Source organism: Actinokineospora enzanensis DSM 44649, assembly GCF_000374445.1.
In the GTDB taxonomy this organism is placed as follows: domain Bacteria; phylum Actinomycetota; class Actinomycetes; order Mycobacteriales; family Pseudonocardiaceae; genus Actinokineospora; species Actinokineospora enzanensis.
Genome location: NZ_KB894406.1, coordinates 81564 through 104317 on the forward strand (window position 1 = coordinate 81564; position 22754 = coordinate 104317).

The window sequence follows — 22754 nt, forward strand, 5'->3', positions numbered from 1 at the left end:
GCGCCCGGTCATGCGCATCAGCATCAACGTCACGAACTTCTCCTGGGAGACCGACCTCGCCGACGAGCTGGACGCGGTGGTGCGTGCGGCCGACGAGGTCGGGTTGGACACCGTGTGGGTGGGGGACCACCTGTTGCAGGTCGATCCCAACAGCTCACCCGAGGCCGCGATGCTGGAGGCCTACACGACGCTGGGGTACCTGGCCGCGCGGACGTCGCGGGTTCGGTTGGGGACGATGGTCACCGGGGTGACCTATCGGCCTGCGGCGTTGCTGATCAAGGCTGTGACGACGTTGGACGTGCTGTCGCGGGGACGGGCGTGGTTGGGGATCGGGGCCGGGTACTCGGAGGTCGAGGCTCGGGCCATGGGGTTGCCGTTGCCTGCTGCCGGGGAGAGGTTCGCCCGGTTGGGGGAGACGTTGGAGCTGGCTCGGCGGATGTGGGTCGGGGATGACTCCGCGTTCGTCGGGCGGCACCTGTCGTTGGAGCGGCCGGTGGGGAATCCGTTGCCGGTGGGGCGGGTGCCGGTGTTGATCGGGGGGATGGGGGAGGGGAAGACGCTGCGGTTGGTGGCGCGGTATGCGGATGCCTGCAACCTGTTCGACATTCCGGATGGTGGGGCCACGTTGCGGCGGAAGTTGGGGGTGCTGGGTGAGCATTGTGACGAGGTGGGGCGGGATGTTTCCGAGATCGAGAAGACGGTCAGCACTCGGTTGAACGCGGGGGAGAGTGCCGAGGGGTTTTTGGAGAGGGTTCGGGGGTTGGGGGAGCTGGGGATCGGGCATGTCGTGGTGATTCGGGGGGAGCCTTGGTCGGTGGGGGCGGTGGAGACGTTGGGTGAGGTGTTGGCTGCTTGGTGAGGGTGGGTGACGAGGCTTCGCGATCGTTGTCGCTGTGGGTGCCTGTTCTTGACGGCCTACCTTCGGCCTGTGCCTGGATCTAGTGGGCCCTTCTCTTTCGATATTGCTCAGGATTTCCAGGACGAGAGGTGAGTGGGGCGCGAGCCCCACTCACCTCTTTTTCATTGACGGCCCGTCGGGTTGCTGGGGGCGAGGAGGCTTGCCGCTCCTGTGGGGATCGGGTCGGCAGGCTGTGGGAGGTGTTGGGTTCTCACCTGTTGGGGTGAGCTTCGGTGAATCCCAGCTGTGATGGGACCTGTGCCCCATGACTCGTGGACCGGTTGCTTGCGATGGTCGGGGTCCGAGTCGGTCGCGGGGTGGAGGGGGTGGGCGTGTGTGCCGGATCTACGGGCATGTCAACGCTGCGGTGTCTCGGTGTGAGTTGAGGGGGGTGGCGGCGCTTCAGCGGCATGGGGGGCCGGATGGGCATGGCAGCTTGGTCGGGGATGGGTATGCGTTGGGTGGGAACCGGCTGGCGGTGATGGATCCCGGTGGGGGGAGGCAGCCCTACCGGCTCGGGGACATCCACGTCGTGTTCAACGGGGAGATCTACAACCATCGCGAGTTGCGGGCGCGGTTGCGCGGGCGGGGGTACACCTTCCCCGACGACTGTGATGGGTCTGTGTTGCCCGCGCTCTATCTTGAGTATGGGGAGCGGTTCGGGGAGCAGCTGGACGGCATGTTCGCTGTGGCGGTCCTGGATCTGCGGGGAGAGCCTCGGCTGATCCTGACCACGGACCCGGCCGGGATGAAGCCGGTGTACTACAGCTGGGACGCTGCCGCGAAGGTGCTGCGCTTCTCCTCGGAGATCGGTTCGCTCCTGGCCTTCCCCGGGGTCTCCACCGAACTGTGGACGCCTGGGCTGGATGCCTATCTGGCGACGCGGACCCCCTTCGGGGAGCAGACGATGTTCGCCGACGTCAAGGTCCTGCCGCCGGGGGCCGTGGCTACCTGTGGTCGAGGTGCGGGGTTGCGGATTGCCCGGCTGGCGGTGCCCGAGGGTGCGGGTGGCGAGCTGGGGGACGTGCTGCCTGAGCAGGTGCGGAACCTGTTGGTCGCGGATGTTCCGGTTGCCACGATCACCTCGGGTGGGCTCGACTCCAGTCTGGTCACGGCGCATGCGGCGCGGGCTCGGAGCGGGGTGCACACGTTCAACATCGCGTATGTGGGGCGGTGGCCGGGGGATGAACGGCACTTCGCGCGCGAGGTGGCTGAGCATGTCGGGGCCACCTATCACCAGGTCGAGCTTGATCCGGCCGACTTTCCCGGGCTGCTCGATGACGTGGTGTGGCATCTGGGGCAGCCGAACGCCGATCCGATCACCTTGAGCACGTTCGCGCTGTTCCGGGCGGTTCGGGAGGCGGGGTTCACCGTGGCGCTCACGGGGGATGCCGCCGACGAGGTGTTCGGTGGCTATGACCGGATGCGGGACGCGGTGGCCGATGAAGGGGCCGGGCGGCCATGGATTCAGTCCTATGTCGACAGTCTGGCGGTGTTGCCCCGGGAGCGTCGGCGGGCGCTCTACACCGATGAGTACGCGTACGAGGTTCGGGATGTCTCCGGGTTGCCCGAGGAGGCAGAGGAGGACCTGAGGTCGGGAGGTTCCGCTCTCGCCAGGATCACCGCGTTCGAGCTTGCGTATCGTTTGCCCGCCTACCATCTGCGCCGGGTCGATCATCTGAGTATGGCTCACTCGATCGAGGCTCGTCTTCCGTTCTGTGAACCGGCTATCCTGGCTGTGGGGCGGGGGCTTGCCGATTCCGAGCGCGTTCGGGATGGGCAGGTGAAGCGGGCTCTCTACGCGGTGGCCGACGGGCTGGTGCCGGATGCCGTGCTGCGGCGGCCGAAGCAGCCGTTCACATTGCCGATCACCGCGATGCTGGTGCCGGGGCAGCCGCTGTGGGGTTTCGCGCGGGATGTGTTGGGGCGGGCGGATCTGCGGGCCGATGGGCAGGTAGACCCGGTGGCGGTGGAGGCGTTGTTCTCCGCGCAGGCGGATCGGCCGGACGCACGGGTCGCGTTGGCGTTGTGGGCGCTGGTGATCCATCAGGTGTGGCGGGCCCAGTTCCGGGTGCGGCTGCCTGCCGCCCAGGACTCGGAGTTGGTCGCGTGATCGCCCACCTTGCCTATGCCGCCGGTAGCCCGTGCCCGACGTTGGTGCTCGACTCCCGCTATCTGCCCGTGGACGACGGGCCGCTGCTGGCGGCCCTCGCGGGGGCGCGGCGGTGGCTGATCGACGCTGGGGCCGGGCATGTGCTGAAGATCGCGTTGGTGGCACCGTCGGCGCATCCGATGTTCGATCTCGACTATCGGTTCATCCAGGCGCTGCCGGACGGGCCGGAGCGGTTCGACCTGCGTGGGTCGTGCGGGCACTCGGTGCTGTCGTCGATCATGGCGGCGGCGGAGACCGGGATGGTGCCTCGGCTGGGGTGTGGTGATCGCATCCGGGTGAACGTGCTCAACAACGGTGACCACATGGTGTGCGAGGTCGACGAGATCAGCCGGACCACCGCGTGCTTCACCGTCCACTTCGTGCAGTCGCCGTCGCGGCCGGTGAGCTCGTTGTTGCTCACCGGGTCGCCCCGGACGGTGTTGGCGGTCGATGGCGAGCCGGTGGAGGTGTCGCTTGTCTCCGCCGGGAATCCGTATGTGTTCGTCGGGCATCGGGCGGCGCGGGTGAGTACGCGGGAAGAGCTGTTCGCGGATGATCCGGAACTCTTCGCGCGGTTGTCCCGGGTCCGCACCACGGCCGCCGAGCACCTCGGGTGGTCGCCGGATGGGGCGTTTCCCAAGGTGGCGGTGACCTTGCCGGTCGAGGGCGGGCTGGCGGTCCGGGCCATCTCCGTGCCCTCCTGGCACCCGACCCTCGCGCTCACCGGGACGGCCTGTCTGGGCGCGGCGACCGGGGTGCCGGGCACCGTGCCGTGGTTCGCGGCCCGGGTCGCGGGGTGTCCCCGGGGGCCGTTGACCGTGTACACCCCGGGCGGCCGGGTGGCCGTCACCGCCGCCACCACGTTCCCGGCCGAGGGGGAGCCCCGGCTGGACTGGATCACCATCGGCGGCAAGGGCGTCACCTTCCACGGGTCCTTCCTGCTCGAACCCCTGGCCCATGTCCAGCGCAAGGAGATCTCGGCATGTCTGTGGCAACCGGTGTGACCGATGTGGACAGTGCGGACCTTGAGCTGCTGCGCGAGTCGGCGGCCAGGACGGCGGTGAGCGGCGAGCCGGACCAGGCCGCGTTGCTGGTGTTGCGGTCGTCCGGGTTGCTCGGCCTGCCCGTACCCGCCGCGCACGGTGGGCACGGAGGTGGGGCGCGGGAGATCAATCGGGTGGTTTCCCGGGTGGCCACGGCCAATCCGTCGCTGTCGATAGTACTGTTCCAGCATTGTGCCGTGGCGGCGCGGATCGCGGAGTGGGGCACGGTCGAGCAGCAGGAGCGGTTCCTGCCCCCGATGGCGCGTGGCGAGGTCCTGGCCGCGTCGGCCTGGAGCGAGACCGGGGTGGGGGCGGCCAAGAAGCGGCTCGGCACCACCGCGACCCGGCAGGCGGACGGTGGCTGGCTGCTGGACGGCGCCAAGGCGTTCACGACCGGGGCGGGGATCGCCGACCTGTACCTGGTGCTCGCGCAGACCTCGGCCCCGGTCGATGATCCGCGCAGTACCTATGGCTCGGTCGGGCAGTCGTTCTTCCTGGTGGACGCGCGGGCGGCGGGTGTGCATCCGGACCTGAGCCTGGACCTGGTCGGCATGCGCGGTTCGGCCACCGGGTTCCTGTCGCTGCGGGAGTGCGCGGTCGGGGCGGACGCGTCGCTCGGGCCGATCGGGGAGGCGCCGAGGATCATCGCGGGCGTTCGGGCGACCGGGGCGACGTTGGGCGCGGTGTCGGTGGGTATCGCTGAGGCGGTGCTGGAGCTGACCCTGCGGCACCTCGACAGCCGGGGGTTGCTCGCGGCGCACGCCACCCGACATCGCATGGTGGAGCTGGGGTCGCGGGTGGAGGCGGCGCGGGCGATCGTCGAGCGGGCGGGGGCGCTCACCTCGGCGGACCCGAGCATGACGACGTTGCACAGCAAGCTGTTCGCGTCGGCCGTGGGCGAGGAGGTGGCGCTCGATGCGGCGCGGCTGCTCAGCTCGGCCGGGTACGTGGCGGGCCACCAGCTCAACTCGTTGCTCGCCGATGCCCGCGCGGTCGCGCTGATGGGGCCGACCGATGAGCTCTGCCGGGAGTTGGTGGCGGCGCCATGGGCCTGAGCGACCTGGCGGTGACCGGGCGCGTCGTGACTCCCGAGGGGGTACGCGCCGCGACCGTGCACGTCACCGACGGCAAGATCACCGCGATTGTCGACGAGCCCGGCGAGGCCGTGCGCACGATCGACGCGGGTGGCGCGTATGTGCTGCCCGGGTTGATCGACTCGCACGTGCACTTCCGTACGCCCGGGTTGGTGCACAAGGAGGACTGGGCGCACGGCAGTCGGGCGGCCGTGGTGGGTGGGGTCACGACGGTGATGGACATGCCCAACACCGTGCCGCCCACGCTCGACCCGGGCACGGTCGCGGCCAAAGCGGCGTTGATCGAGGGGAGCTCGCTGGTCGACTACGCCTTCCACATCGGGGTCGATCCGGAGCGGCCCGAGCTGTTGGCCGAGCTGGATCCCGCTGTCGCGGTGAGCGCGAAGGTGTTCATGGCCGGGCACCACACGGCACCCACGGTCGTGCGCGATCCGGGTATCCTGGAGAAGGCGTTCGTGGCAGCGGCGGCCGGGGGAGTGCTGCTGGTCCTGCACGCGGAGGACGACGGGCTGTTCGAACTGCTCGACAACTGGCGTGGCCCGGTCGGTGCCTACGCGGACTATGAGCGTTGGCGGCCGCGCAGTGGGCCGATCTCGGCTGTCGCGCAGGTGATTCGGCTGGTCCAGCGGCATGGGACCAGGGCACACATCCTGCACCTGTCCACGGCCGAGGAGGCCGACCTGGTCACCGCGGCTGCGGCGTCCGGGTTGCCGTTGACGTTCGAGCTCACCGGCCACCACCTGACCTTCACCGACGCGGACACCTGCCGTGTCGGCGCTCGCACTCGACTCGCGCCTGCCATTCGGGGGCGCGCCGACCAGGACCGGCTGTGGGCGGCTCTGTTCGCGGGCGAGGTGTCCACACTGGGGAGTGATCACGCTCCACACACTGTCGAGGAGAAGACCCGGCCTATCGCGGAGGCGCCGCCGGGTTTGCCTGGCGTGCAGGAGCTGGCGACGGCGGTGTGGACGGGCATGCGGCGTCGTCGGCCCGATGAGCCTGCCGACGTCGCGATCACCCGGCTGGTCCGGCACCTGTCGACGGTTCCCGCCGAGCTGTTCTCACTGCCTGGTAAGGGAAAGCTGGAAGTAGGCGCCGACGCGGACCTGGTGGTCTTCGATCCGGACCACCGCTGGATGCTCTCCGCCGCCGACGTCCGCGCCAAATGCGGCTGGTCCGCCTACGAGGGCTTCACCATGACCGGCCACGTCACCCACACGATCCGCGTGGGCACGTCGGTCTGGAACGCCGCCACCGGCGAGTTCGGCCAACCCACCGGCCGACGACTGGTGGTCCGGTGATGCGCGCACTCACCGAGACCCTGGATGTGGTGTTGGAGCGGGATCCGTCGGTGTGTTCGCGTGCGGAGGCGTTGTTGCATCCGACGGTGATCGCGGTGTTGGGACATCGGGTCGCGCATCGGCTGTATCGGCGGGGGAGGCGCACGGCCGCGTTGGCGGTGGCCGCGGTGGCGCGGTTGCTGTCCGGGGGGATCGAGATCCATCCCGGGGCGCGGATCGGGCGGCGGTTCTTCGTCGACCACGGGTGCGGTGTCGTGATCGGGTCCGCGACCGTGATCGGCGATGACGTGACCGTGTTCCACCAGGTCACCGTGGGTGCGATGGGGACGGGTGGGCACCCCCGGCTGGGTGACCGGGTGGTCGTCGGGGCCAATGCCACGGTGACCGGGCCGATCACCGTCGGGGATGACGTGCACATCGGGGCGAACGCGCTGGTCTGTGTGGATGTACGGGCCGGGGCCACGGTGTTCGCGCCGCGGGCGCGGGTGCGGCCGCGGGTGGAGGCGTCGACCAGGAGGACTGATGGAGCCGAATTGGACGGACGGGCCGCTTGGGCGGCGCGGTCCGGCTCGCCGACCGACGCGGGAGGACTTCGCGCTGTGGGAGACCGAGTTGAGCACCGACGAGGCGCCGACCGGACCGCCGTGGTGGTGGTGGGCGGCGGGATCGCTGGCCTGGCCCTCGGTGTTTCCCTGGGACTGGCGGGGCGACCCGTCACGGTGATCGAACGCGCGCCCCGGGTGCGGGCGGGTGGTGCCGGGCTGGTGCTGTATCCGAACGGGGTGGCCGCGTTGGACGCGGTGAGCCCGAGGCTGGGTGCCGCCGTGCGCGCGGCCGGGCATGTACCCGCGCCGGGGGAGGCGCGGCCGTTGGTGACTCCGGCGGGTGAGGTGTTGTCCGCGGATCCGGTCGGCTCGTTGCGCGACCGGTTCGGTACGCCGCAGGTGTGTGTGTTGCGGTCCGCGTTGCAGGACGCGCTGCTCGCCGAGGCCGAGTGCGTCGGCGTCGAGTTGCATCGGGGGCAGGCCGCGGTCGGGTACGCCGATCATGGCGACCACGTGACGGTCGCCCTCGCCGACGGCGAGACCCTGGGCGGCTCGGTGCTCGTCGGCGCGGACGGTGTCAACTCCCGGGTCCGCCGGGCCCTGCTGGATGATGGCGCGCCCACCTACCGTGGCTACACGTCCGTGCGCGGTCGTTCCCCCGCGCCCGCGCCGTTCCCGCACGGGGTCACGGTCGCGGGCCAAGGCATCGACGTGTTCTGCGCGCCGGTCGGCGGTGGCGAGGTGTACTGGACCGCCAAGATCACCGCGCAGCCCGGGGCATGGCCTGCCAAGGACCCCGACACCGCGCGGGCCGACCTGCTCGACCTGGTCGCGGGCTGGCACCCGGCGCTGGTCGGGATGATCGCCGACACCGCGCCCGGCCTGGTGGTCACCGACATCCACGACCGCGACCCGGTCGCCGACTGGTCGGTCAACCGCGTCACCCTCGCCGGGGACGCGGCCCATCCGATGTCGCCCGCCATGGGGCAGGGGGCCTCGATGGCCCTGGAGGACGCGGTCGTGTTGGCCGCCCACCTGCTCGACACCCCCGACCCGGTTACCGCCCTGACCGACTACTGCGCTCGTCGCGCTCCACGCACCGCGCAGGTCGTGCTCGGTTCCCGCCGCAAGGGCGGGGTCGATGAGCAGGCTGATGGTGCGCGGGGGGATCGGGCCGCGCACGAGTTCACCACCGAGGGCGACGCCTTGGCCGGCTTGTTCGGTTGGCGCCCGGAGGCGCCGGTGCGGCAGGGCGGAATGTCGTGAGTACTGCGGGCTGCCGATGGCCGCACCACTGGCTGAGTGTTCGGAGATGTCGAGATGGGAGGATGCGATGACCGGCACATGGGCGCCCGCGCCGTTGCGGGTGGCGGAGTCGATGGACGACCTGGTCGGTGAGACGCCACTACTGCAGCTCGCGTTGCCAGGGGCGCGCGAGGACGTGCGGGTGTTGGCGAAGCTGGAGATGTTCAACCCGTTGGGCAGCGTCAAGGATCGGGCCGCGCTGTACATGGTGCGGCAGGCCGAGCAGAGCGGTGAGCTTCCGGCCACCGGCGGGGTCGTCGTGGAGGCGTCCTCCGGCAACACCGGGATCGCGCTCGCCGCCATGTGTGCCGTGCGTGGGCATCGGTGTGTGATCATCCTGCCGGACAACGCCACCGCGGAGCGTCGGTCGATTCTCACGGCGTTCGGGGCCGAGATCGTGTACTCGCCGTTCCAGGAGGGGCTGGCCGGGGCGATCGTGCTGTCCGAGCAGGTGCAGCGGGACATCCCGGGGTCGTGGTTGGTGCACCAGGACAGGAATCCCGGCAACACCGCCGCGCACTACGAGACCACCGCTCCCGAGATCTGGCGCGACACCGATGGCGAGGTGGATGTCTTCGTCTGTGCCGTCGGTACCGGCGGCACGCTCTCCGGTGTCGCCCGCTATCTCAAGGAACGTCGGGACGTGCACGTCGTCGCCGTCGAGCCCGCCGGGTCGCCGGTGCTCTCCGGTGGTGAGCGCGGACCGCACCGGATCCCGGGGATCGGTGGGGGGTTCGTCAACGACGTCACCGACCGGAGTGTGATCGACGAGATCATCACGATCACCGACGAGGACGCCGCCGCCGCCACCCTTGAGCTCGCCCGGGGCTTCGGCGTGTTCGTCGGTGTCTCCTCCGGGGCCGCCGCGCACGGGGCGCGGCTGGTGGCGGGGCGGGAGCGGTGGGCAGGGCGGACCGTGGTGACGGTCCTGCCGGACACCGGGGAGCGTTATCTGTCCATCTGGGACGGACTGACCGAGGAAGGCCAGCCATGACCGAGACTTTTCAGAACGATACCGGCAGCAGGACGCACTGGAACGACGTCGTCATCGACTACGACAAGGTGCTCGACACCGACGAGTCGAACGTCGTGCTGCTCGCCACCGCCGTCGACCGGCTGCCGCGCACCGCCGCGGAGATCCTGGACATCGGCTCCGGGACCGGGCGGCTCACCTCGCTGTGCCGGAAGGCGTTGCCTGCGGCCGCGATCGTGGGCGTCGACCCGGCGCCGACCATGGTCGCGGCGGCGGAGAAGAAGTTCGCGGGCGACGGGAACATCCGGTTCCTCGAAGCCATCGCCGAGGACCTGTCGGTGTTCCCGGACGCCAGTTTCGACGTCGCGATCAGCAGTTTCGCCCTGCACCACATGGAGCTCGACGCCTACGACACCGCCGCCGCCGAGATCTTCCGGGTACTGCGGCCCGGCGGCAGCTTCGTCAACGCCGACCAGTTCTGCCGCGTGATGGGGCCCGCCGGGAGTCCGGAGCGGGCCACGGACGTGCTCGACCTGCTCACCGCCAAGGCCCGCCACTACCTGCGCGAGGCCTGCTTCGAGCGGATGCTGTTGCAGGTCGACCTGCTGCCGCGGTTCATGCGCGAGGACGGCGAGATCCTGACCACCCCGGAGTACTGGCGCGACGCCCTCGTGCGCGCGGGATTCTCCCAGGTGGACATCGTGGAGACGCCGCCCGCGGAGCTGATGAACCGGGTCATCGTCGCGGTCAAGTAGGGCACAGCGGTGGGCCCCGGAGCGATTCCGGGGCCCACCTTCCCTGTTGTTCCCTCTTCGCAGAGGCTCTACCGGCCGGTCTTCACCGGCTCCTGGGCGGTAACCTGTGGTGCCTCCGGCTGCCGCCGCGGCCTGCTGCGCGGCAGCAGGAAGGCCACGGCCACGATCCAGAGCATGCCGGTGAACCGGCCGATCGGGATCAGCATCGCCACGTCCTTCGACAGCAGCGTGAGCAGCGACAGCACCCCGATCGCCGCGATGACCACGCCCACGATGCCGAACCAGCGCGGCACGGCGCGCAGGAACAGCGCGGTCACCGCGATGCCCGCGATCAGCAGGGCCAGGCCCGCGGTGTGCGCGGGACCGCCCAGGGCGAAGAAGAGGTACTGCAGCGCCCGCACCAGGGTCGGGTCGTCGGTGACGCCTGCCTGGCCGAGTGTCCACTGGAGCAGGCCGTTGAGGCCGAGGAACGCCGAGGCCAGGATGCCGCCGATCCCGCCGATGACCGGGCCGGGCACGTTCGGCGCCAGGTAGCGCATCCGGGAGACCGACACCGCGGTGAACACCGCGAGCGCGATCGCCGCGTCGAACTGGAGGAAGCCGTTCACCTGCAGGGCCGTGTGGCTGCCGGTGAAGTAGTCCTGCACGGTCTGCGGGTCGGAGAACGGGGACGGGGTGGGGCCGGTGCCGAGGATGGGCCCGAGCACCAGGCTGGCGACGAACAGCAGCAGGAACGCGAGCGCCGGTGCGGCCAGCGGCGGCCCGACGTGCCGGGCCGCCGAACGGCCGGGGGCCTCCTGCGGGGCAGTGGTCATGATCGTCCTTCCGCCGGGCTGGCGAGATAGTTACATGTGTTGAATGATTCTATCGCTGTCAGTATGCACCCATCCGCGGGATTGGCAAGACCTACACGCCGAAGGCCAGGAGGACGGTGCCCTTGTTGTCGGTGGGATAGAAGGGGTAGTACCCGGCCTGGACGTACAGCATCCCGTCGACGACCACGGCGCCGCCGTTCGCGCCGATGGCCCGGCCCATGCCGACCTGCCCGTTCACACCCTGGAACGTCTGCACGGCATCGAACTGCCAGAGGAGCTTCCCGTCGGCGGCGGAGAAAACCCGCATCTTGCCGTCCGCGCTGCCCTCGTAGACGAGGCCCGGGGTGGCGGTGACGGCGGACGGGTAGGCGCGCTCGCAGAGATCGGCGAACTTGGCGGCACCGCCGGTGCCGCAACCGTCCGCCGGGTGCACGGACTTCCACTCGATCCGGCCGGTGCGCGCGTCCAGGGAGAAGAGAGTCGCCGGGTTGCCGCGCCAGGTGGCCACGTAGATGTGCTTGCCGTCGAAGCTGCTGCCCCACGGCACACCCGCGCTCCCCGGGTCCTCGTGCGCCATGTTCGGTGTGGAGAGCCGTGTCTGCCACACGGTCTGTCCGGTGCGCGCGTCCAGGGCCCAGAACACGCCTGCCTTCTGCGCGATGCCGAGGACCGTGCGGTTGCCGATGCGGAACAGGTTGCCGGTGGCCCCGAAGTCGAAGTTCTGCGCGGTCCCGTCGTAGTGGGAGGGGCAGTACTCGGCCGGGTCGGGCCAGGTGCACGACTGGTTGTGCACGTCGTCGAACACCATCTGCCGCTTCCACCTGATGGTGCCCCGGTCCAGGTCGACGGCGAGAACGGCGTCGATGTTCTCGGTCTTCTCGGCCCCGGTGCCGATGTGCGCGTTGCCGGTGCCGACGTAGAGGGTGCGGGTGGCCTCGTCGATCACCGGGCTGGACCAGATCGCGGCACCCGCCGGTCCGAGCTTGGGTGCGCCGCTGGGCCAGGTGCCGATCTGCTTGGCGGGCGGCATCAGCGGCAGCTTCCAGACGACGGCCCCGGTCCTGGCGTCGAGGGCGTCGACGTGGCCGCTGAAGGAGCAGCAGGCGTAGTCGGGCCTGTTGGCGGAGCCCGCCTCGTTGGAGGAGACTCCGATGTAGACCTTGTCGTCGAAGACCATGGGGGAGCTGGTGAGCCAGGTGGCGGCGTGGGTGTCCACCTGGGTCGACCACCGGTGTGCGCCGGTGTTCTTGTCCACACCGTAGACATAGCCCCGGCTGTCTCCGAAGTAGACGGTGTCGCCCGCGACGGCGGCCCCGTCGCGGATCAGGTTCGGGTTGTCGGCCGTGCCGGGGCCCGCGGGGAGGTCGTAGGTCCATTTGGTGGCGCCGGACCTGGCATCCAGGGCGCGGAACCTGCCGTCGGGGCCGCCGACATAGAGGACGTTGCCGACGACGGCGGGCTGACTGCCCATGCGGGCGTAGGGGACATAGGGGTAGGTGTAGGCCCATTTGAGCTTGAGGTTGCCGACGGTGGCGGGCGTGATCTTTTTCTCCGCACCGTTGAACCGGCTGCCGGACATGTCCTTCTGCCAGGTGGGCCATTCGGCCGTGCGCGACCCCAGGGCGGCCACCTCCGGCTCGGCGGCAGGCGTGTTCAGGACGGCCCGAACCCCGATCCCCACCGGAACGACAAGCGCCACGGCCGCGACCACACCCGCGATCCGCCATTGATTTCTGTTGATACCCAACGAGAACACCCCTCACATAGGTGATGGCGTGGGAGACCGGAAAACGGGCCCCCACGCCATCCGGCGAAAACGAGTCAGCCCACCGGAACGCCGCGCACCGCGGCCAGCATCGTCTCCCGGCCTGCCCCGGGCAGCTGCGGCGGCGGACCACCGGCCAACGCCTTCCCGACCCGTCCGCGAATCTCCTCGTCCGCGTACAGCTCTCGCGGCTCGCGAAGCATCATCATCACGTTCGCCACCCGCCGCCAGACCTCGGCGTCCTTGCTCGCCGCGGCCACCGCGGTCCCGAACGTCACCATTCCCGCTGGCGGCCGCATCGGCGCACGTCCCTGGACGGTCGCCTCCCACAGCCCGGCCCGGCCGCGATCGTTGGCCACCGCCTCCTCATACCAAGGCCGCACCAACGCCTCACTCCGCGCGGCGAACTCCTCGGCCTGCGCGGCATCCACCACCGGATGCGAGGCCAGCAGATCGGCCAGCACATACGCGTGCCGCAGCCCCAACGACACCCCGCGCCCATAGGACGGGTTCGTCGTGCACACCGAGTCCCCGACCGCGAAGAAGCCGGGCACGCGAGAAGGCGTCCGCAGCGAGTTGTCCAGGCCGCCCATCGAATACACCGGCGAGATCGGCTCCGAGTTCCCCGGCGCCACCCAGCCTGCCAGCAACGGGGTGGCCCGAACCGCCGCCGTGAACGCGGCCTCCTCGCGCAGGGACTTCAGGGCCGTGTCCTCGGGCAGCACCCCGAACGAGATCGAGAACGTGTCGTTGTCGCCCAGGAACAGCACCGCCGTGTAGTGATCCCACAGGCCACCGGCCCCGAACCCCCGGTTCAACGGCCCGGGCGGCACCGGGGACAAACGCTTGTAGTACCGCGTGTAGTAGACGATCCGGCAGCTCTCACTGACCACTTCCCGAGCGGGTGACCCCGCCTCGGCCAACCACGTGTCGGCCGCCGTCTTCCGACCGGTCGCGTCCACGATGATGTCGCCGGACACCGTCTCGCCGTCCTCCAGCCGCACCCCGACGACCCGCCCACCGTCCACGACCAACCCGCGCACGGTGGCCCCGGTCCGCACGGTGACACCCGGCCGCGCGAGCACCCGCGACCGAAGTACCAATTCGAACGTCGACCGTCGGGTCAGCACCATCCGCAGGTCGTCATCGGCCGGGACCCGCTCGAAACCGTCCAAAGTAGGCGGAGGCGTGTCGGCCAGGTTGATCTCACGCGCCCCGATCGCCAACAGTCCGTCGTAGACATCACGAGCCCGGTCACGCAGCAGATTGCACCCCAGTGAGGCAAACGCGTGCGACTGCAACCCCTGTGGGACAGTCGGACGGTGCCACTGGGCCGCTTCGTCCACATCGGACGGAAGCGTCTCCGGTGAGCGTTCCAGGACCAGCACCCGATGGCCCGCGTCGGCCAGGGCCAGGGCCGTGCCCAGGCCGAGGACGCTGCCACCGACCACGATCGCCGTCAGACCCATCGTCCGCCCCCTCACGCGTTCCAGAACTCGTCGATGGCGTACAGGTCGTCCGGATAGGTCCAGAACTCGGCGATCTTGCCGTCCTCGATGCGGGCCACGTTCACGAACGGCATCTCCAGCACCCGGCCGTTGCGCTCGTAACGGGTGTGCAGCAGCGCGAACGCGTGGTTGTCCGACGCGCCCAGCTCCAGCACGTCCATCTGCAGCTTGCCGTCGGTCAGCTCGAACATCTTGGTGGCGAACGCGATCGACTCCTGCAGGCCGTGGTGCTCGCCGGACAGCGGGCTGCGGCCCGGGTAGTGGTGCACCGCGTCCTCGGTCCAGTAGGAACCGGCCTTGTCCACGTCGCCGACCCCGAAGGCGTCGTAGACCTGGCGCATCAGCCGCACGTTCGGGTGGTCGATCATGATGCTCGCTCCTGTTCGGCGTAGGGGACCGTGGCGCGCACGGCGGCCACGACTTGCCCGGCCGAGGGCGCGTACGCGTCCTCCAGCACGGGGCTGAACGGGGTGGGCGCGTGCGGGGCGGTGACCGTCCGCACCGGGCCGCGCAGCGCGTCGAAGGCGTGTTGGGCGACCAGGCCCGCGATGTCGCTCGCGGCGCCGCAGCGCGGGTTGGCCTCGTCGACCACGACCAGGTGGCCGGTGCGGCGGACACTGGCGTAGATGGTCTCGGTGTCCAGCGGCGAGATGGTCCGCGGGTCGACGATCTCGCACTCGACGCCGGTCCCGGCCAGCTCGGCGGCGGCCTCCTGGGCCACCTGGACCATGCGCCCCAGGGCGACGATCGTGCAGTCGGTGCCCGGCCGGACCACCGCGGCCTGGCCGAGCGGGGTCACGTACGGCTCCTCGGGGACCTCGCCGCGGCTGAAGTACAGCATCTTGTGCTCGAAGAAGACCACCGGGTCCGGGTCCTGGATCGCGGCCGCCATCAGGCCCTTCGCGTCCGCCGGGCTCGACGGCAGCACCACCTTCAGGCCGGGGATGTGCGCGAACACCGGGTACAGCGCCTGCGAGTGCTGGGCGCCGCGCCGCAGCCCCGCGCCCCACATCGCGCGCAGCACCAGCGGCGCGCCCGCCCGGCCCGCTGCCATGTAGCGCAGCTTGGCGGCCTGGTTCAGGACCTGGTCGAACGCGACCCCGGCGAAGTCGACGAACAGCAGGTCGGCCACCGGGCGCAGACCGGTCGCGGCCGCGCCCACCGCCGCCCCGACGAACGCCGCCTCGGTGATCGGGGTGTCGAACACCCGGTCCGGGAACCGCTCGTGCAGGCCCTGGGTCGGGCCCCAGGCGTGGCCGAGGGTGCCGTCGCAGCCGGTGCCGCCGATGTTGTCCTCGCCGAACACCACCACGGTCGGGTCCAGGCCCATCTGCTGGGCCAACGCCTCGCCGATCGCCTGTAGGTAGGTCAGTACGCGGGTCATGTGCGGGTACCTCCGCTCTCGTCTGGGATTGGGGAGGAATCAGACGGCCGCGTAGACGTCGGTGAGCAGCTCGGCCGGGTCCGGGTCGGGCGCGGACCGCGCGGCGGTCACGGCGGCGTCGACGAGCTCGGCCACCTCGGCGTCGACGGCGGCCAGCTCGGCGGAGCCCGCGGTGCCGTCGGCGAGCAGCCGTCGGGTGTGGATGGCCAGGCAGTCGTGTTCGGAGCGCAGCCGGTCGACCTCGCCCGCGCCCCGGTAGCCTTGCTGGTCCCAGCCCTCCATGTGGCCGAAGAACCGGTGCGCCTTGCAGTCCAACAGCGACGGCCCACCGCCGGAACGCGCCCGCGCCACCGCCTCCGCCGCCGCGTCCCGCACGGCGATCACGTCGTAGCCGTCGACCACGACCGACGGGACGCCGACGGCCTCCCCGCGCGGGGCGACGTCTCGACCGTCGAGGTGGAACCGCGTGCCGGTGGCCTGCGCGTAGCCGTTGTCCTCCACCACGAACACCACCGGCAGGTTCCAGACCCTGGCCAGCACCAGGGACTCGGCGAACGCGCCCTGGTTGGCGCCGCCGTCGCCCACGAACGCGACGCTGACCTGGTCCGTCCCGCGCACCTTGGCACTCAGCGCGGCACCGGCGCTGAGCGGGACCCCGCCCGCGGCGACGCCGTTGGCGCCGAGCATGCCGCGGTCGAAGTCGGCGATGTGCATGGAGCCGCCCTTGCCGCCGCAGACCCCGCCCGCCTTGCCGTGGATCTCCAGCATCATGGCCGTGACGTCGCAGCCCTTGGCGATGGCGTGCCCGTGCCCGCGGTGCGTGCTGGCCACGTAGTCGTCGTCGGCCAGGGCGGCGCACACGCCCGCGGCGATCGCCTCCTGGCCCGCGTACAGGTGCACGGCGCCCGGGACGCCACCCGCCGCGAACTCGGCGTGCAGTCGCTCCTCGAAGACGCGGATTGTGCGCATTGTCCGATAGATCCGGATTTCCGGGTGGGTGGAATCGCGCTGCGGCATGTGCTGGCCCTTCGACGGTCCCGGCGCGGTGCTCCGGTCGGGTGATCGGCCGCACGGCGGTACCCGGCGCGTCGGGCGGGACCGTTCGCGTGCGTTTCTCGCCTGGATTTCGCGTAACCGCGCGGATTTCGCGGTAATCGACGGTCGGCGGTGGTGTTCGGTGCCCGAATCTATCCGTGGCATGCGGTGACGGCAACCATCCCGATATTGCTCCATGCGGGGCACGGGACCGTTGTGGAATGACCGGTCCCGGGTCCCGGATGGACCGACGCGGCCCGCTGTCCACGCAGGACAGCCCGGGTGTCGACGGCGCCGAGCAGCCATGATCACTCCGCGTGGCTGCCCGGGGTTCCCGGACCGTACCGGGACGGGCGGCCCCGGAATACCAGGTGGATTTCCTCGTCGGCTGGGATCGTCCGAACGCACTCGCGGTCCCCGAGTGGACATACCGCGAACAGGCAAGATTCGTGACAGATAGTGGACTGCCGTTCGGCCGACATGGTTGTCTCGGGCCCGTCGGTGCAATTCGGAGAGTTGCTGAGCCGGGTCGGACGCGACTATGTTCGGTTACTGTCCGACAGCATCGATGCTCAGCTGGTGACCCGCGGTCGAGCCACTGTTGTTGGGGGAGGCTTCACCTCATGGGAATACTCGATCGGTTGACCTTGAGCGCCCTGGTGCTGGGGCGCCTCACCGGCGACAGCAACCCGCACGGCACGGCACCGAGAACGCCCGCGCAGCGGGTCTGGTACCGCTTCGCCACCGAGCTGGCGCGGGCGGGCAGGCCGGAGCCGGTCGAGGCCGAGGCGCCGTTCGACCGGCTGCTGAACCTGGGCAAGACCACCGACGCCGTGCTCCCGACCAACTCGATCAACGCGGCAGGCTCGATCAACGCGGCCCACCCGACCCACCCGACCGGCGAGCCGAACCCGCGCGCCACCGATGGCCACCGCGCGGCGGGCCGGGCCTGGACCGAGTCCGCCCGCGCCGACGCGTCCCGCCCGGACCTGGCCAAGGCCGAGGCCCCCGCCGCGTCGGCCCGACCGCGGGCCGAGAGCCGCGCGGGCACGCGCACGGACACCGCCGAGACCGCGCCCGCCCCACGCCCCGGACCCGGCGGCGACCGCGGCCGACCCGGGATCGGCCGGGACGAGCCCGGCTGCGGCCCCGCCTGCGGGCACCACACCACCCTGGTCCGATTACGTCGCGACCTGCACGACCAGGTGGGGTCGTCGCTGGTGGGCGTGGCCATGCAACTGGAGGTCGTGCAGCAGCTGCTGGGCGCCGACCCCGAGGAGGCCACCGAGCTGCTCGCCGACGTGCGGTCCGAGACCTCCGCCCTGGTCGCCCAGGTCCGCCGGTTCGCCTCGGCGCGTGACGAGCCGCCGCGGCCGCAGCCCTGCGGGTCGAGTGTGGCCACCGCCGTCTCGACCATGATCGACCGGATGAACCGGGTGGTGGGGGACCGGGTCCGGATCGAGCTGTGCCTGGACCGCGAGGTCGACCGGGTGCCGAGGGACCGGGCCGCGGCCGCCTACTGGATCCTGCGCGAGGCGGTCACCAACATGCTCAAGCACTCCCGCGCCCGGCACTGCGCGGTGTCCTTCACCGTCGCCGAGGGCGCGATCCGGGTGGCCGTGGTGGACGACGGCGTCGGCATCCCGGCCGCGCGCATCCCCTTGCCCCGCCGCAGCGGCCCCGCCCCCGAGACGTCCGGCAGCGGGTTGGTCAACATCGCCGACCGCGCCCGCGAACAGGGCGGCTGGTGCAGGCTGGAACCACGCGAACCGAGCGGTCTTGCCGTGCTGGCCGCCATCCCCCTGTCGGACGACCCGGGGAGGCGGCCGTGACGGACCTGTCAGCGTGGACCCGCCCCGGGCCCGCCCGCGAACCCGCGCCGGACCGGGTCGACGTGCTCATCGCCGACGACCACCCGGTCTACCGCTCCGGGCTGCGGCTGCTGCTCGACGGCCTGCCCACGGTCCGGGTGATCGGCGAGGCCCGCACCGGCACCGAGGCGCTGAGCCTGACCTCCCAGCTGCGGCCGCGGGTCGTGCTGATGGACGTCAACCTGCCCAGGGTGAGCGGCATCGAGGCCACCCGCACCATCGTCGGCAAGTGGCCGGACACCTCGGTGATCATCGTGACCATGCTGGAGGACCGGGACACCTTCTTCGCCGCCATGCGCGCGGGCGCCCGCGGCTACCTGCTCAAGGGTGCGGCCAGCGACGACGTCAGCCGGGCCATCGACACGGTGTGCTCGGGCAGCATCCTGTTCGACCCGCTGGTGTCCGGCTGGGTGGTCGAGCACCTGACCAAACCGGCCGCCTCGGGCAAACCGTTCCCGGAGCTGACCGACCGCGAACGCGCGGTGCTGGAACTGGTGGCCGACGGGCGCGGGAACGCGGCCATCGCGCGTGAGCTGGGCCTGTCGGTGAAGACCGTGCGCAACTACCTGTCCCGCATCTTCGCCAAGCTACGCCTGCTGGACCGCACCGAGGCGGCCGTGGAGGCCCGCCGAGCAGGCCTGGGGCACTAGAGCTATTTCCTCCCGCCACCCACCCCCTCATCCCCGCCCGGCATCGTTCCCGGCTTCGGATGATCTCCGCCGGGCATCGTCCCCGGCTTGTGGGGATCCCTGCCGGGCGTCGTTCCCGGCTTGGTGGGGTCTCTGTCTGGCGTCGTTTCCGGCCTGGCAGATGCGTTGTCGCCGCGGTGTCCGAGATTGTCGTGGGTCTGTGGACCAGGCGAGTGGGTTGTCGTGGGCTTGTGGACTCGGTGCGTGCGGTAACCCGGCCGGGTGGGGTGCCCGGCCGGGGTCGCTCACGCGGGGGACAGACGGACGACCGGGATGTCGCGGTCGGTCTTGTTCTGCATGGTGTCGTACATCCGGTACGCCTCGACCAGCCGCGGCCACAGCTCCCGCTTCTCGTCCGGGCCGACCACGCGCGCGGTCATCCGGTGGGTCGTGCCGCGCAGTGACAGCTCCACCTTCGGGTCGGCCAGCACGTTGCGCACCCAGTACGGGTGGTTGGCCGCGCCCGCGTTGGTGGCCACGATGAGCCGGTCCGCGCCGTCCGGGACGGTGATCACCGGGTGGCTGCGCGGCCTGCCGCTCTTGCGTCCGGTGGTGGTCAGGATGCCGATCTCGTTGCCGCCCATGCGGGACATGACGCGGCTGCCGGTCAGCTTGAGGATGTTGCGGTGGGTGCCGGTGAAGAACTTGGCCAGCAGCCGGTCGAAGCCGCTGAGCTGCTTGCCGCGCTTGCCCTCCGGTGACAGGCGGGCGGTTCCGCTCACGTGTCCCTCCTTGGGTGTCGGGTTCGGGGCGGGTCGCTGGTTCCGCCTCCATTGTCCCCGAGTCTAGGGACCACGCGCGTCGGCAGAAGCGTTTCCTTCGGCCCCTGAAAGAAAGCACCGTGCAGGCGACCAAGGTCCACCCGATGCGGGGGAGAAGGTCGCACCCGCACCCCGGCCAATCGTCCCATCGCCCGCAGGACAGCCGGCTCACGACGGTGGGACCGGCGCGGGGTGAACTCGTCCTGAGAGGTTTCACAGGAATGTTCGGAACGGCCGTCCGGTGTGGAATGACCGCCGGAACCCGTTCCACCACAACACAAGTACGAAGTCGAGACACGGGAGGACTCTTGAACCGGTCGCTGATTCTCGCCAAGATCGCCCCGGACGCCGACCGCGAGGTGGCGCGGATCTTCGCCGAGTCCGACGAGACCGACCTGCCGCGCGTCGCCGGGGTGCTGCACCGGTCGCTCTACCGGCTGGGGGACCTGTACGTGCACCTGCTGGAGACCGAGGAGCTGGGCCTGCAGGCCGTGGAGACCGCCCGCAGGCACCCCGAGTTCACCCGGGTCAGCGAGCGGTTGCGGCCGTTCATCACCCCGTACCTGTCGACCTGGCAGTCCCCGCGGGACGCGCAGGCGCAGTGCTTCTACACCTGGGAGCCGAACGGGGGCCGGTCGTGACCACCGCGCGCGTCGAGTCCGATACCGGCTCCTGGTCGCGCTGCGCCGGTTGCTCGACCATGCACTACGCCAAGAAGCTGGCCCGCACCCTGGGCGTCTGCCCGGACTGCGACCACCACGGGCGGCTCACCGCCGCCGAGCGCGCGCGCCAGCTGGTCGACGACGGCGAGTTCACCGCCCTGGCCTGCCGGGTGCTGGCCACGGACGTGTTGGGCTTCACCGATTCCCGTCCCTACCGGGACCGCCTGGTGGACGCCCGCCGGGCGACCGGCCTGGGCGACGCGGTCCTCTGCGGCACCGGCGCGATCGGCGGCGTCGGGGTCTGCCTGGCCGTCATGGACTTCCGGTTCATGGGCGGCAGCCTGGGCGCGGCGGTCGGCGAGCTGATCACCCGCGCCGCCGAGGTGGCGCTGCGCGAGCGCAGGCCGCTGGTCGTGGTCACCGCCTCGGGCGGGGCGCGCATGCAGGAGGGCGTGCTGGCGCTGATGCAGATGGCCAAGGTCAGCCAGGCGCTGGCGGGCCTGCGCGCGGCGGGCGTGCTGTCGGTGGCCGTGCTGACCGACCCGACCTACGGCGGTGTGGCGGCCTCGTTCGCCACCAGCACCGACGTGGTGGTGGCCGAACACGGCGCGCGGATGGGGTTCGCCGGACCGCGGGTGATCGAGCAGACGATCGGGCAGCGGCTGCCCGAGGACTTCCAGACCGCCGGGTTCCTGCTCGACCACGGCCACGTGGACGCCGTGCTGCACCGCCGCGACCTGCGCGGCTGGCTGTCCCGGCTGCTCGCGGCCACCCGCCCCGGCCCGGCGCCGGACGGCGTGCCGGACGCGTTCGCCTGCGACCCGGGCGACCTGGCCCCGCTGGACCCGTGGGACGTCGTCGCGGCCGCCAGGGACACCGGCAGGCCGACCACCCTGGACCACATCGCGGGCCTGGTCGACGGGTTCGTTGAGCTGCACGGCGACCGCGCGCGGGCCGACTGCCCGGCGGTCGTGGCCGGCTTCGGCCTGCTGGACGGCACGCCGGTGGCCGTCATCGGACACCAGAAAGGCCACCACACCAAGGAGTTGCTGGCCCGCAACTTCGGCATGCCTCGTCCCGAGGGCTATCGCAAGGCGCTGCGCGTGATGCGCCTGGCCGCCCGGCTCGGCGTGCCCATCGTGACCCTTGTGGACACTCCGGGCGCGTATCCCGGGAAGGACGCGGAGGAGGGTGGGCAGTCCCTCGCCATCGCGGAGAACGTGCTGGCCATGTTCGAGCTGCCGGTCCCGGTGGTCACCGTGGTCACCGGCGAGGGCGGCAGCGGCGGCGCGCTCGCGCTGGCCGTGGGCGACCTGGTGCTGATGTTCGAGCGGGCCACCTACTCGGTCATCAGTCCCGAGGGCTGCTCGTCGATCCTGTGGGGCACGGCGGAGTCCGCCGCCGAGGCTGCGCGGGCGTTGCGGATCACCGCCCGCGAGCTGCTCGGAATGTCCGTTGTGGACGGTGTGATCCCGGAGCCGGACGGTGGCGCGGCGGCGGATCCGGCCGCCGCCACCGCGAACCTGGGCGCGGCCCTGCGTGCGGGTCTGGCGGAGCTGTCCGCGATGGACCCGGACGACCTGGTGCGGGCGCGGCGCGCGCGGTTCCGCGCGTTCGGCACCGCCGGACTGCTGCGCGACGCGTGACCCGACCCGGTCCTGAGGAGCAGACGATGACGAGCACAGAAGGCGAGCGACCCGGCCCGGACCTGCTGGCCGAGTTGCGCGAGCACACCCGCAGGCTGGCCGAGGACCTGTCCGGTCCGCTGCGCCGGGTCCGGGTGCGCTCCGGCGAGACCACCATCGAGGTCGAGTGGCAGCCCGAGGCCGTGGCCGCCGCGACCCCGGTGTCGGCGGCTCCGGCGCAGCCCCCCGCGTCGGAGCCGCCCGACCCGGCCCCGTCGACCGAGACGGCCGACGACGGCTACGCGGTGGTGGACTCGCCCATGGTGGGCACCTTCTACCGCGCGCCCGGCCCGGACCGGCCGCCGTTCGTCGAGGTCGGCGACCGGCTGGCGGTGGACCAGACGATCGGCGTGATCGAGGCGATGAAGCTGTTCAACCCGATCGGCAGCGAGCTGGCGGGCGTCGTGGTCGAGGTGCTCGTGCCGGACGCCGCCCCGGTCGAGTTCGGCCAGCCGCTGCTGCGGATCGCCCTGGAGCGGGCGGCCGAGCCGGTCGCCGCCGGAAGGGGGTAGC

General features: G+C 71.2%; 20 protein-coding genes. 13 read left to right on the top strand and 7 right to left on the bottom strand.

Annotated elements, in window-relative coordinates; genetic code table 11:
• Positions 1 to 10: 10 nt before the first annotated feature.
• From C503_RS0107270 to C503_RS0107310, 8 genes are all read left to right on the top strand, one after another.
• Positions 11 to 859, top strand: a complete 849-nt coding sequence (locus tag C503_RS0107270; RefSeq protein ID WP_018681524.1) for a TIGR03560 family F420-dependent LLM class oxidoreductase — start codon at positions 11 to 13, stop codon at positions 857 to 859.
• A gap of 373 nt (positions 860 to 1232) precedes the next feature.
• Positions 1233 to 3011 carry an asparagine synthase (glutamine-hydrolyzing) gene (gene asnB, locus C503_RS0107275; RefSeq protein ID WP_018681525.1) on the top strand — a complete coding sequence of 593 codons (1779 nt, stop codon included), beginning with the start codon at positions 1233 to 1235 and terminating at the stop codon, positions 3009 to 3011.
• Positions 3008 to 4054 (top strand): PrpF domain-containing protein, encoded by a 1047-nt coding sequence (locus tag C503_RS0107280; protein WP_018681526.1) that lies wholly within the window; start codon positions 3008 to 3010, stop codon positions 4052 to 4054. Before asnB ends, C503_RS0107280 begins: the two co-directional genes overlap by 4 nt.
• A complete protein-coding gene (locus C503_RS0107285; protein ID WP_033400327.1) occupies positions 4033 to 5148 on the top strand; it encodes an acyl-CoA dehydrogenase family protein in 1116 nt (371 codons plus the stop codon). Before C503_RS0107280 ends, C503_RS0107285 begins: the two co-directional genes overlap by 22 nt.
• Positions 5139 to 6488, top strand: coding sequence for a dihydroorotase (locus C503_RS0107290; protein WP_018681528.1), 1350 nt, complete (start codon positions 5139 to 5141; stop codon positions 6486 to 6488). The genes C503_RS0107285 and C503_RS0107290 overlap by 10 nt, the downstream gene beginning before the upstream one ends.
• Entirely contained in the window at positions 6488 to 8299 is a 1812-nt protein-coding gene (locus C503_RS46720) for an FAD-dependent monooxygenase (RefSeq protein ID WP_018681529.1), read from the top strand. Before C503_RS0107290 ends, C503_RS46720 begins: the two co-directional genes overlap by 1 nt.
• A gap of 67 nt (positions 8300 to 8366) precedes the next feature.
• Entirely contained in the window at positions 8367 to 9332 is a 966-nt protein-coding gene (locus C503_RS0107305) for a PLP-dependent cysteine synthase family protein (protein WP_018681530.1), read from the top strand.
• Positions 9329 to 10066, top strand: coding sequence for a class I SAM-dependent methyltransferase (locus tag C503_RS0107310; RefSeq protein WP_018681531.1), 738 nt, complete (start codon positions 9329 to 9331; stop codon positions 10064 to 10066). The genes C503_RS0107305 and C503_RS0107310 overlap by 4 nt, the downstream gene beginning before the upstream one ends.
• A gap of 68 nt (positions 10067 to 10134) precedes the next feature.
• On the opposite strand, the gene C503_RS38425 is transcribed toward C503_RS0107310, so the two are convergent.
• From C503_RS38425 to C503_RS0107340, 6 genes are all read right to left on the bottom strand, one after another.
• A complete protein-coding gene (locus tag C503_RS38425) occupies positions 10135 to 10881 on the bottom strand; it encodes a hypothetical protein (protein ID WP_018681532.1) in 747 nt (248 codons plus the stop codon).
• A 91-nt stretch (positions 10882 to 10972) separates the two neighbouring features.
• The gene (locus tag C503_RS0107320; protein WP_245572424.1) at positions 10973 to 12628 is read right to left on the bottom strand and encodes an outer membrane protein assembly factor BamB family protein; all 1656 of its coding nucleotides are present in this window, start codon (positions 12626 to 12628) and stop codon (positions 10973 to 10975) included.
• 74 nt (positions 12629 to 12702) lie between these two features.
• Positions 12703 to 14115 (bottom strand): FAD-dependent oxidoreductase, encoded by a 1413-nt coding sequence (locus tag C503_RS0107325; RefSeq protein ID WP_018681534.1) that lies wholly within the window; start codon positions 14113 to 14115, stop codon positions 12703 to 12705.
• A gap of 11 nt (positions 14116 to 14126) precedes the next feature.
• The gene (locus C503_RS0107330; RefSeq protein ID WP_018681535.1) at positions 14127 to 14522 is read right to left on the bottom strand and encodes a nuclear transport factor 2 family protein; all 396 of its coding nucleotides are present in this window, start codon (positions 14520 to 14522) and stop codon (positions 14127 to 14129) included.
• Entirely contained in the window at positions 14519 to 15538 is a 1020-nt protein-coding gene (locus C503_RS0107335) for an alpha-ketoacid dehydrogenase subunit beta (RefSeq protein WP_018681536.1), read from the bottom strand. The genes C503_RS0107330 and C503_RS0107335 overlap by 4 nt, the downstream gene beginning before the upstream one ends.
• 39 nt (positions 15539 to 15577) lie before the next feature.
• A complete protein-coding gene (locus C503_RS0107340) occupies positions 15578 to 16555 on the bottom strand; it encodes a thiamine pyrophosphate-dependent dehydrogenase E1 component subunit alpha (RefSeq protein ID WP_033400328.1) in 978 nt (325 codons plus the stop codon).
• Positions 16556 to 17196: 641 nt separating this feature from the next.
• Between C503_RS0107340 and C503_RS0107345 the strand changes: the two genes are divergently transcribed.
• The gene (locus C503_RS0107345) at positions 17197 to 18405 is read left to right on the top strand and encodes a sensor histidine kinase (RefSeq protein ID WP_018681538.1); all 1209 of its coding nucleotides are present in this window, start codon (positions 17197 to 17199) and stop codon (positions 18403 to 18405) included.
• Positions 18402 to 19094 (top strand): response regulator transcription factor, encoded by a 693-nt coding sequence (locus C503_RS0107350; protein ID WP_018681539.1) that lies wholly within the window; start codon positions 18402 to 18404, stop codon positions 19092 to 19094. Before C503_RS0107345 ends, C503_RS0107350 begins: the two co-directional genes overlap by 4 nt.
• A gap of 284 nt (positions 19095 to 19378) precedes the next feature.
• On the opposite strand, the gene C503_RS0107355 is transcribed toward C503_RS0107350, so the two are convergent.
• Positions 19379 to 19855: a nitroreductase/quinone reductase family protein gene (locus tag C503_RS0107355; protein ID WP_018681540.1), complete on the bottom strand. Its 477-nt coding sequence runs from the start codon at positions 19853 to 19855 to the stop codon at positions 19379 to 19381.
• Between the two features lie 347 nt (positions 19856 to 20202).
• Here C503_RS0107355 and C503_RS0107360 point away from each other — a divergent pair, with 347 nt between their 5' ends.
• The 3 genes from C503_RS0107360 to accB are packed head-to-tail and all read left to right on the top strand — an operon-like array spanning position 20203 to position 22753.
• Positions 20203 to 20535 (top strand): TcmI family type II polyketide cyclase, encoded by a 333-nt coding sequence (locus C503_RS0107360; RefSeq protein ID WP_018681541.1) that lies wholly within the window; start codon positions 20203 to 20205, stop codon positions 20533 to 20535.
• The gene (locus tag C503_RS0107365; RefSeq protein ID WP_018681542.1) at positions 20532 to 22202 is read left to right on the top strand and encodes an acetyl-CoA carboxylase carboxyl transferase subunit; all 1671 of its coding nucleotides are present in this window, start codon (positions 20532 to 20534) and stop codon (positions 22200 to 22202) included. Before C503_RS0107360 ends, C503_RS0107365 begins: the two co-directional genes overlap by 4 nt.
• A 26-nt stretch (positions 22203 to 22228) precedes the next feature.
• Positions 22229 to 22753: an acetyl-CoA carboxylase biotin carboxyl carrier protein gene (gene accB / locus C503_RS38430; protein ID WP_018681543.1), complete on the top strand. Its 525-nt coding sequence runs from the start codon at positions 22229 to 22231 to the stop codon at positions 22751 to 22753.
• Position 22754: the final 1 nt, after the last annotated feature.